Genomic DNA, 10,130 nt, shown 5'->3' on the forward strand with positions numbered 1-10,130 from the left:
ATCAACGTTGTATCGAACCTGCTTCAAGAGTGTTTATGAGTGAGGTCGGGCTGGGCTAGGACGTGGCGGGGTCACAATATATTATCGACGCTGTGCAAATTCGTCGTCCGCAAAAATATGAGCCGACTCAAGAACCGGCTCCAGAGAGAAAGCCCATCCGAGGTGGACTTGGCATATCTCTCGGATTGATCTTTTTAGCGGTATGGGCGATTATTCGTTACACCTCGTCGAGTGTGCGGAATAAAGATCTCGGCAATTTGTTTGTGTGGCCCTTGGACTTTTCCGTTTATTACAAGGCTGTCCAGCACGTTTCCGAGGGACACAATTTGTATGGCAAGGACTATATTTTCAACTTGCCCTTTACCTACCCGCCGTTCGCGGCCGTCGCGTTCACCCCGATGACGCTGGTTGATCGCAAAACACTTGCTGTGTATTGGCAGATAGGCTCCTTGATTGTCCTTTTCGCGGTGATCATCGGGATTTTGAGACAACGTGGCTATAAATGGTCTTTTTCACTGATTATCATTTCCCTTGCCACGGTATTTGCTTCATTCAATCTCTCGGCAATTCATGGCACATTCTTTTTCGGCCAGGTCAATATTTATTTGATGGGCCTCGTTGCCCTGGACTTTCTTCGTCGCAAAACGAACTTTGGACGCGGAATAGGAACGGGCCTTGCAGCAGGTATAAAACTGACCCCCGCGTTCTCGGTACTCATTTTTATCTTCGAGCGACGCTGGAAAGCGTTGATCACCGCCGTCGTCGTTTTTGCTGCAACAATCGTAGCCGGCTGCATGATCATTCCGGACGGATCGAAGTATTGGACCCATTACATGTTCAATACAGACCGGATCGGGCCCCAAAGTAATCCGGGGGCTCAGTCGCTCCGGGGAGTGCTGTACCGGCTGCATATCGACAACCAAATGACGGTCTGGATCGAGCTATCCATCGCGATCGTCCTTGTATTCTGCATCGCAGCCTTTGGCGCGATTAAACGCGGCAATGTCGCGATGGCTCTGTGCCTGTCGGGAATAACCGCACCAATTATTGCCCCATTTTCATGGTTCCACCATTGGGTTTTCCTCGTCCCCCTAGCAGTCTTGCTTATCGACGCTATTACGCGCGGTCTCACTGCGCCGATCAGGTTGATTCAGAACAAACGTGTGCGGTGGTCTTTAGACCAGGTGGCGGGGTTGTGTGCGGTCGCTCTCGTCAGCGTGATCTACATCCCGTTTGTCAGCCAGTACAGTGTGCCGGCGTTTAAGCACCTTCAGCAGAATGAGTCCTCGGACCCAGCGATTGTCCGTGGAAGTTTTGTCTACACCGGTATCGCAATTCTCGTTGTCGTTGCCCTGTGGTACTCGGTGGTTTTGGTTATCGACGCGATCCGTGGCCGCGATGAGCAGGCGGCGTCGCCAGAAAATACGTGGTTCGGCGACGGAGCAGGCGGAAACGAAAAAGAGCCCCTGGTTATGGTGTCCCAGGGGCAAAGTGACTTCAGAGAGCATGAAGCCTGGGCCTATTACGGCCCAGATATCAAGTGATGCTCACGGATATAAGCGGTGCCTACGTCCGCGCGCTAGCGGCGAGACGATGAGAAGAACCTGCGGCCGCGAACGCCAGCGATGATCATCATGATCCCAAAAGCAGCGAGCATGATGCCCATCAGGATGGTCAGGCTGTAGAGGCTCGTCAGGGGAGCGATGATAAAGATGACGCCCAAGACGATGGACAGGATTCCGCTCCACGTCAGGTAGCTGGAGGATCCGGACATCCGCGAGATCACTCGGCCGGTGCTAAACGTCGTGAGCCCTTGAGCTAAAGCCATAAAGCCGATGGCGATCACGATGACCGCGCCAAAACTCTGCGGTGAGATTAGTGCCCCGATGCCGGCGAGCACTAAGAGTATGCCGAAGAAGGCGCCGATCCCGGGGAGGACGGGGATCGATTTGGTGGTGAGACCGAACCAGACAAGTGCTCCTCCGGCCAAAATGGAGAAGATCCCCGCGGCCCATGCAAAGACGCTAATTCCAGCATGCGGCCAGATCGCTACAACGAGGCCGACGACGGTGGCTAGTCCTCCTAACGCTGCCAGCCATCCTGATCCTTTCGAGGCAACGCCAGCTATAGGGCTTTCGCCCATTAATGACCCGAGCCCACCAAAGCCGGGATTATTTCCAAACGCGGAGGCATACCCTGAGGAAAATCCCCCGGCGCGGTCATAACCAGCTGAGGACCGGTCGTCGTTACTACCCGACGTACCGCCATCGGCTCGTCGGCCATCGGCACCGTAAACAGCGTCGGGCTCGAAAGGATCGTCGGGAGTTCCCTTTCCTTTCTTGTTGTCATCGCCGGGTGTTGATGAATTATTAGTCATGATTCTCCATTTCCGTATTACTGTTGTTCCTATTTTTATTATTACCGTGTCCGCGAATTCCTGTAAGGAAGGTAATTAATCGGCGGACTCCATCGGGTGATAAGCACCGACGAGGTGGGTATCGACGATTCCCAATGCTTCCATAAGTGCAAACATGGTGGTCGGTCCGACGAAAGAAAAACCCTCCTTCTTCAACGTCTTCGCTAGTGCCGTTGATTCCGGCGTACGTGAAGGGATGTCGGATAACCGAAAAGGCCTGGGCAGTGACGTGGACGCATAAGACCAGACCACGTCGGAGAGATAAGAATTTTCTTCGTGGAGTTTAAGAGTTGCCTGTGCGTTCCTAATCGTCGCCCGAATCTTTCGCTCATTATGAATGATTGCCGGGTTTGCCATCAGCGACGCCACCGCATCGTCGTCGAAAGTAGCGACAATCTCTGGATCAAAGTTGGCGAACGCTTCCCGAAAAGCCGGCCGCTTTCGCAAGATGGTGGACCACGATAATCCGGATTGAAACGCCTCCAGGCTAAGGCGTTCGAAGACGCCCGATTCCGTTTTCACCGGCACGCCCCACTCGGTGTCGTAATACTCCATCAGCAGCGGGTCCGACGCTGCCCACGGAGGACGCGCCCGCCCGTCCTCGCCCATCACAAGGTCAGGAGAGAGACGATCCTGCGAGGTATCCCCATCGTGTAGACCAGACATACTTCGAGTGTGGCATATCTTGGGGTTGTTGTGCTTTAGTAGCGGCTCCGTCTCGTGACGGGCGTCTTCCTCGGAGGAGGGATTACCGCCAGTCGGTTCCCTGTTCCTTAAGGAATGCTGCACATTGTTCCGCGTTTGCTTTCAAGCGCGGATCCCAGTCGAGGTAAGCCTTGGTCTCGCGGGCGATGAGCCCGGACAGCACGAGGAGACCGATCAAGTTAGGAATGGCCATCAGACCGTTCGCGAGGTCGGCGAAGGTCCACACCGTGCTCAGCTCTGTCGTCGCACCGACGAACACAACGGCGGTGAACACCATCCGGTAGGGGAGGGATCCCCAGCGCCCGAATGCCCGCTGCGCGCATCGTTCGCCGTAGTAGGACCACCCCAAGATCGTGGAAAAAGCGAAGAACACGATGGACAACGACACGATTGTCCCACCCCATTGGCCGGGCAGCGCGGTCGAGAACGCGTCAGCTGTCATGGTGCCAGCAGCGTCTTCACCATGGTCCCACACCCCCGTGGTGATGACGACGAGCCCGGTGAACGTCACCACGATGATCGTGTCGATAAAGGTCTGAGTCATAGACACGAGGCCCTGTCGCACCGGGTGAGTCGTTTTCGCAGCTCCAGCGGCGATAGCTGCAGAACCCATACCGGATTCGTTAGAGAAGATACCTCGCGCAACACCCATCTGAATCGCGATGATGATCGACGATCCAGCGAATCCGCCGACCGCAGCGGTACCCGTGAATGCGTCGGTAAAAATGAGGCTGAGTGCGTGAGGAATCTGGTCAGCTTTCATAGCTAGGACCACCGTGCCGCCGACGATGTACACCAGGATCATCAGTGGAACGAAGCCGGATGTGATTTTCCCGATCGCCTGGATCCCGCCGAGCAATACCGCGCCGACCAGGATAAACATGAAGATTCCCGACACCCACGGGTCAATCTGGAACGAGTCCTCAAGCCCTGTCGCAATAGCGTTGGCCTGGGTCAAATTGCCGATACCGAAGCTGGCGATAATCGCGGCGATGGTGAAGAACCACCCCAAGAATGCGCCGAAACCGTTGGGGATTCCTTTGGTGAGATAGCGCATCGGACCACCGGACATCGTGCCCTGGCTGTCGGTTTCGCGGAACCGCACACCGAGGAAGGCTTCGGAATACTTCGAGGCCATCCCCACGAGGCCGGTGATCCACATCCACACCAACGCGCCGGGACCACCCACAGAAATAGCCGTCGCAACACCAACAATATTGCCGACGCCCACCGTCGCCGCGAGGGCCGTCGTCAATGCTTGGTACTGCGTGATGTCGCCTTCTCCGCCATCGTCTTCGCGGTCGAGAAGCCCGAGCCGTAAGGCCGAGAAAATTTTGCGGAACTGTACGGCTCGTAGGCGGTAGGTGAGCCATAGGCCGGTCCCCAGCAGCAGGGGGATGAGGACGAATGGGCCCCATACGACGGAGTCAACGTCGGAAAGCCAGGAGGAGAAGGAATCCATGGATAAAAAGATACAGATTGGCTGTGAGAAAACTTATTAAATCCTCGGAAAATGTGAAGAATTAACATAGTTGTAGCATCACGACACGTCAGCGACATGGTTGTTACCAGGCTCAATCAAAAAAGATGAGTGCCGACGAGAAAAACGTCGGGGAAGAACAGCCAGGAGCGGGTTACCGTGGTGATGCGCGTGAGGCTATGCTAGAGCTCCATTGCGAGGTGCCCGGAAACGGATGTGCCGTTCACAGGAAAGATGGAAGTACATGGATACGGTGGTGCAGAGCGGAAACGCGGGCTCACAAGGCGGCCATAAGTCTCTCATTCTCGATATCATCAGCTTGATTACTCGGCTGTCTATGGCCGCAGTCTGGATTATCAGCGGAATTTCTAAACTGCGTGATTCACTGCAAACTCAGCAAGCAATCAATGCTTATGAAATTCTTCCGAGAGATGTCATTTCACCACTCGCGGCAGGGCTGCCGGTGTTCGAAATCGCGCTGGGTGTGCTGTTGCTACTCGGGATTTTCCTGCGCCCAGCTGCGGTGATCTCCATCGGTCTGTTGGCTGTATTTATTATCGCGATCATTTCCGCGTGGGCCCGGGGGCTCAGCATTGATTGCGGATGTTTCGGCGGTGGTGGAGCGAATCCCAACGCGGGACCCTCCACCTATCTGACCGAGATAGGACGCGACCTTGGGTTTATAGTACTTTCGGGATGGACCGTGTGGCGGCCGTTTAAGAGGTTCGCATTGCATCCGTAGTTTTTACTGCGTAGTTCCAAAAGATGGCACCGGTGGGTTCCATCTATGAAAGGAATCCGTAAACTAGGTAAAGCTATGGGCGCGATGCTGGTTCGCGTCACCATGTGAAAAGTAAACTGCGAGGACTTCATTGAGTAGTAACAAGATTAAAGCGCCAAATGAGAAGAATAACGGTTTTATCTGGGCGATTGCCGTCATCGTTATTATTATCGCCGTGGTGATTGGCTTTGTCATTATTAATGACAAGAACAACAGCTCGTCCTCAAGTGACGCCGCCAAAGACCAAGCCGACGTCACCGCAGAGTTCAATCTCGACGGCTCAACAGCGAACTTCAAGAGCAGCGACGCTAAATCAGACGTTCCCACCGTCGACCTGTACGACGACTTAACGTGCCCCCACTGTGCTGACCTGGAGTCGAGCACTGGACAGTCTCTTCTCGACGCTGTTAACCAGGGGAAACTAAACCTGAACATCCGCACGATGAACTTCCTGGATAAAGGACAGAACGGGAAGCTTGATGAGCAGGGTCCAGCAACCAAGGCCTTGGCAGCGCTGTATGCGGTGGCCAAGTCGGGTGACGGAAAGCTGTATTGGAACTACCGAGCCAGCCTGTTTGAAAACCAGCAGAAAGTTTACGGCTCGTGGGGCTATGACAACTTTGCAGACCTTGCCAAGGATATGGGCGCATCCAAGGGTGTCGTGAAAGACATCAAGGACGCGAAATACCACAAGGACGCCCTGAAAATGGCCGAGGACAATGAAAAGAAGCTAACCAAGGAGGGCGATGGGCAGGTTTCTAGCCCGCGCGTCTTCGTCAATGGTAAAGAACTCAAGTTGCAGTCCTCTGACCAGCACGCCTTCGAGGATTGGGTGCCTCAGGCTGAAACAGGCAAGGTCGAATAAGCGTCGAATAACCGGTATTCGCTGAGTTCTTAGGGGACTTTCGGTTAATTTCCGCCCCCCGTTTCAGACGCACCATTAAGGGAGCCAGTCAAAAAAGAGACTGGTTCCCTTTTTCTATGCCCCCGGTGGTCTTGGTGGTGTCCGCTGTGGCGGATACATATACCGCTTTGGCGCAATACACAACACGGTCGCGAAAGCCCCCACGTGGGGATACGAGGGTGCAGCTTTCGTCGAAAAGGGGGAAACTAGGGAATGAAAGTTTGTATTGTCGCCAATTATCAGCGCTGTCTTATCTCTGAGGAGGCCCATCATGGCACACCCCCGCGCCGGCCAGCTAGCTCAGCCCGAGGATCTTATTGACCTCGCCGAACTCGTCACTGCGTATTACACGAAACATCCGGATCCGGAAAACATCGATCAGCAGGTCGTTTTTGGCACGTCGGGGCACCGGGGGTCATCGCTGGACACCGCCTTTAACGAGGATCACATTCTCGCGACGACGCAAGCCATCGTCGATTACCGCAAAAAGGAAGGCATCGACGGCCCGCTTTTCGTCGGCCGCGATACGCATGGCTTGTCAGAGCCAGCGATGATTTCTGCCCTGGAGGTCCTCGTCGGCAATAAAGTGACGACGCTTGCGGATTCGGCGGGGAAGTACACGCCGACGCCTGCCGTGTCGCACGCGATTTTGACGCATGAGCACCCGAAGGCCGATGGCATTGTGATTACGCCGTCCCACAATCCGCCGCGGGACGGGGGTTTTAAATACAATCCGCCGACGGGTGGTCCTGCCGGGACGGATGCGACGGGGTGGATCGCGGATCGTGCCAATGAGTACATTGCGCAGGGGCTCAAGGGGGTCACGCGCACCCCTGTCAGCGGTGTGACGGATTGGGGGGACTACCTCAAGCCTTTCGATTTCATGTCGGATTACATTGATGACCTTCCGTCGATCGTGAATCTCGATGCGATTCGCGACGCGGGAGTTCGCATTGGTGCTGACCCGATGGGTGGCGCATCGGTGGATTACTGGGGTGCGATTGCGGATAAGCATCGGCTGGATCTCACTGTGGTTAATCCGCTGGTCGACGCGACATGGCGCTTCATGACCTTGGATACCGACGGTAAAATCCGCATGGATTGCTCCAGCCCGAACTCGATGGCGTCCTTGGTGCATAATCGCGATAAGTACGACATCGCGACGGGTAACGATGCCGATTCTGACCGCCACGGCATCGTCACGCCCGACGCTGGCCTCATGAATCCGAACCACTATCTGGCCGTCGCCATTGATTACCTCTTCGCGCATCGCCCGGAATGGGCGGACTCGACGGCCGTCGGGAAGACGGTGGTGTCGTCGTCGATGATTGACCGTGTCGTCGAGAAACTCGGCCGTAAGCTTGTTGAAGTTCCTGTTGGGTTTAAGTGGTTTGTCCCGGGGCTGATTTCAGGCGAGATTGGCTTTGGTGGGGAAGAGTCGGCCGGGGCTTCATTCCTTCGTTTCGACGGAACCGTGTGGTCGACGGATAAGGACGGGCTGATCCTCAACCTGCTGGCCAGCGAGATTAAAGCGGTCACGGGGAAGACGCCGTCCGAGCGGTATGCGGAATTGGCGGAGGAGTTCGGTGCTCCGGCCTATGCGCGTACCGACGCTGAGGCCAACCGTGAGCAGAAGGATCGGCTGAAGAAGTTGTCTCCGTCGGACGTTACCGCGACGACCCTGGCGGGGGAGGAGATCACGAACAAGTTGACCGAAGCGCCTGGTAACAATGCGGCGATTGGTGGTCTGAAAGTCGTGACCGAGAACGCGTGGTTCGCTGCTCGGCCCTCGGGCACCGAGGATAAATACAAGATTTATGCGGAGTCTTTTAAGGGCGACGACCACTTGGCTGAAGTTCAGCGCGAGGCGCAGCAGCTCGTTGAAGACGTGCTAGGCAAGTAAAATCCTGGGCACATACGACAAATTCCCTGGTCATCGCTGACCAGGGAATTTTTTGTGGAGCTAACGGGACTCGAACCCGTGACCCCCACACTGCCAGTGTGGTGCGCTACCAGCTGCGCCATAGCCCCTTAGACCACGATTAATTTACTCATCGGGAAGATATTAGACAAATCACCAGGTGGGTACGTTGATTTCGTCGGTAGATCGTTGCCACACAGTTGCCAACGAGCAGGCACAGCGTCGGCGTGAGTGCGCAATTTTTTATCGGTCTGGGTCCTCCTTTTCCGCGTACACTGTGTGTGTAAGTAAGTGTCCACTCACTTGGTGTGTCGTTCTGGTCACTTACCCCCCGATATCGATGTCATGCTGCTTCGAATGAGTGGGGAAGCAGCGTTACGGAAGGATTCATGATGCAGAAGGTCGCATTCATCACTGGCGCTGGTCAGGGTATTGGTGAGGCTATCGCAAAGCGCTTGGCCAACGATGGTTTCGCCATCGCAGTCGCGGACTTTAACAATGACACCGCGGAAAAAGTCGCCAAGGACATTTCGGCCCAGGATGGTGGCAAGGCTGTCGCTGTGCACGTCGATGCGTCGGATCGCGATTCCGTCTTTTCCGCTGTCGACGAGACCGTCGAGAAACTGGGGCGTCTGGACGTCGTCGTTAATAATGCTGGTCTTGGCCCGACGACCCCGCTGGAGGACATCACCCCCGAGCTGTACCACAAGGTTTTCGACGTCAACGTGGGCGGAACCCTGTGGGGAATCCAGGCCGCGATGAAGTACATGAAGGAGACCGGCGGGAAGATCATTAACGCGTCGTCGCAGGCAGGCCAGGTGGGCAACCCAGAATTGGCTGTTTACGGCGCGACGAAGTTCGCTATTCGGGGTATTACACAGACGGCTGCTCGTGATCTTGCGAAGTATGGGATCACGGTGAACGCGTACTGCCCGGGCATTGTGGATACGCCGATGATGCGTGGCATTGCTCAGGAAGTTGCTGATAATGCGGGCAAGCCATTCGAGTGGGGCATGGAGCAGTTCGCGCAGAACATTACCTTGGGCCGTTTGTCGAAGCCCGAGGATGTGGCCGCGTGTGTGTCCTATCTTGCCGGCCCGGATTCGGATTACATGACCGGGCAAGCGCTCCTGATTGATGGTGGCATGGTCTTCAACTAGGGCTGCTAGCTGCAGTTTTTGCCAGTCAGTGGGGTGTGGGAATACTTTTCATGATGTTTTGTTGATATGTCATGTAAACGGTTTTACCCATTATCGAGGGAAGGATTGAACGATGCAGTTCGGACTATTCACAGTTAGCGACATCACGACGGATCCCACCACCGGAAAGGCGCCCACCGAGCATGAGCGCATCCTGGCGTGGGACGCGATGGCCAAGAAAGCGGAAGAAGTTGGCTTAGATGTCTTCGCTATCGGCGAGCATCACAACCCACCGTTCTTCTCCTCGAGCCCCACGACGGCACTGGCACACCTCGCGGCCAAATACCCGAAACTCCTGTATTCAACGTCGACGACGTTGATCACCACGAACGACCCCGTGAAGATCGCTGAAGACTACGCCATGCTGCAGCACCTCACCGACGGCAACATCGATCTCATGATGGGCCGCGGTAACACCGGTGCGGTGTACCCGTGGTTCGGAAAAGATATCCGCAAGGGAATTCCGCTGGCCATCGAGAACTATCACCTGCTGCGTCGGTTGTGGCGTGAAGACGTGGTGAACTGGAAGGGCGAGTTCCGTACCTCGCTCCAAAGCTTCACGAGCACCCCGCGGCCGCTGGACGATACCCCGCCATTTGTGTGGCACGGTTCCATCCGCTCGCCGGAAATCGCAGAACAGGCTGCCTATTATGGCGACGGTTTCTTCCACAACAACATTTTCTGGAATATCGAGCACACCCAGCAGATGGTGAAGCTCTACCGC

At 55.5% G+C, this 10,130-nt stretch carries 9 protein-coding genes and 1 tRNA gene; 6 read left to right on the forward strand and 4 right to left on the reverse strand.

Annotated elements, in window-relative coordinates:
* Window positions 1–92: 92 nt before the first annotated feature.
* Window positions 93–1,544, forward strand: a complete 1,452-nt coding sequence (locus tag Q3981_RS05805; RefSeq protein WP_303124473.1) for a glycosyltransferase 87 family protein — start codon at window positions 93–95, stop codon at window positions 1,542–1,544.
* A gap of 35 nt (window positions 1,545–1,579) precedes the next feature.
* On the opposite strand, the gene Q3981_RS05810 is transcribed toward Q3981_RS05805, so the two are convergent.
* The 3 genes from Q3981_RS05810 to Q3981_RS05820 all read right to left on the reverse strand — a co-directional run bounded on the left by Q3981_RS05810 (window position 1,580) and on the right by Q3981_RS05820 (window position 4,583).
* Entirely contained in the window at window positions 1,580–2,377 is a 798-nt protein-coding gene (locus Q3981_RS05810; RefSeq protein WP_303124474.1) for an HdeD family acid-resistance protein, read from the reverse strand.
* Window positions 2,378–2,452: 75 nt separating this feature from the next.
* The gene (locus Q3981_RS05815; protein ID WP_303124475.1) at window positions 2,453–3,082 is read right to left on the reverse strand and encodes a DNA-3-methyladenine glycosylase I; all 630 of its coding nucleotides are present in this window, start codon (window positions 3,080–3,082) and stop codon (window positions 2,453–2,455) included.
* Between the two features lie 82 nt (window positions 3,083–3,164).
* Window positions 3,165–4,583, reverse strand: a complete 1,419-nt coding sequence (locus Q3981_RS05820) for a sodium:alanine symporter family protein (RefSeq protein WP_303124476.1) — start codon at window positions 4,581–4,583, stop codon at window positions 3,165–3,167.
* Window positions 4,584–4,845: 262 nt separating this feature from the next.
* Between Q3981_RS05820 and Q3981_RS05825 the strand changes: the two genes are divergently transcribed.
* The 3 genes from Q3981_RS05825 (at window position 4,846) to pgm (ending at window position 8,189) form a co-directional block, all read left to right on the forward strand.
* Window positions 4,846–5,343, forward strand: coding sequence for a MauE/DoxX family redox-associated membrane protein (locus tag Q3981_RS05825; RefSeq protein ID WP_303124477.1), 498 nt, complete (start codon window positions 4,846–4,848; stop codon window positions 5,341–5,343).
* A gap of 130 nt (window positions 5,344–5,473) precedes the next feature.
* On the forward strand, window positions 5,474–6,247 hold the full coding sequence (locus tag Q3981_RS05830) for a thioredoxin domain-containing protein (RefSeq protein ID WP_303124478.1): 774 nt from the start codon (window positions 5,474–5,476) through the stop codon (window positions 6,245–6,247).
* A 310-nt stretch (window positions 6,248–6,557) separates the two neighbouring features.
* Window positions 6,558–8,189 carry a phosphoglucomutase (alpha-D-glucose-1,6-bisphosphate-dependent) gene (pgm, locus tag Q3981_RS05835; protein WP_303124479.1) on the forward strand — a complete coding sequence of 544 codons (1,632 nt, stop codon included), beginning with the start codon at window positions 6,558–6,560 and terminating at the stop codon, window positions 8,187–8,189.
* Between the two features lie 55 nt (window positions 8,190–8,244).
* Here pgm and Q3981_RS05840 read toward each other — a convergent pair.
* Window positions 8,245–8,317 (reverse strand) — tRNA-Ala (locus Q3981_RS05840).
* Window positions 8,318–8,599: 282 nt separating this feature from the next.
* On the opposite strand from Q3981_RS05840, the gene Q3981_RS05845 reads away from it, so the two are divergent.
* Window positions 8,600–9,367, forward strand: a complete 768-nt coding sequence (locus Q3981_RS05845) for a (S)-acetoin forming diacetyl reductase (RefSeq protein ID WP_046202611.1) — start codon at window positions 8,600–8,602, stop codon at window positions 9,365–9,367.
* A gap of 112 nt (window positions 9,368–9,479) precedes the next feature.
* On the forward strand, window positions 9,480–10,130 hold a 651-nt coding region (locus Q3981_RS05850; RefSeq protein ID WP_303124480.1), incomplete at its 3' end, for an LLM class flavin-dependent oxidoreductase.

Origin of the sequence: Corynebacterium sp. (genome assembly GCF_030530965.1) — a bacterium.
In the GTDB taxonomy this organism is placed as follows: Bacteria; Actinomycetota; Actinomycetes; order Mycobacteriales; family Mycobacteriaceae; genus Corynebacterium.

Bases quoted from the DNA above. Each gene is read 5' to 3' on its own strand.
- Q3981_RS05845 (WP_046202611.1), top strand. From the start codon at position 8,600: ATGCAGAAGGTCGCATTCATCACTGGCGCTGGTCAGGGTATTGGTGAG.
- Q3981_RS05825 (WP_303124477.1), top strand. From the start codon at position 4,846: ATGGATACGGTGGTGCAGAGCGGAAACGCGGGCTCACAAGGCGGCCAT.
- Q3981_RS05820 (WP_303124476.1), bottom strand. From the start codon at position 4,583: ATGGATTCCTTCTCCTCCTGGCTTTCCGACGTTGACTCCGTCGTATGG.
- Q3981_RS05810 (WP_303124474.1), bottom strand. From the start codon at position 2,377: ATGACTAATAATTCATCAACACCCGGCGATGACAACAAGAAAGGAAAG.
- pgm (WP_303124479.1), top strand. From the start codon at position 6,558: ATGGCACACCCCCGCGCCGGCCAGCTAGCTCAGCCCGAGGATCTTATT.
- Q3981_RS05815 (WP_303124475.1), bottom strand. From the start codon at position 3,082: ATGTCTGGTCTACACGATGGGGATACCTCGCAGGATCGTCTCTCTCCT.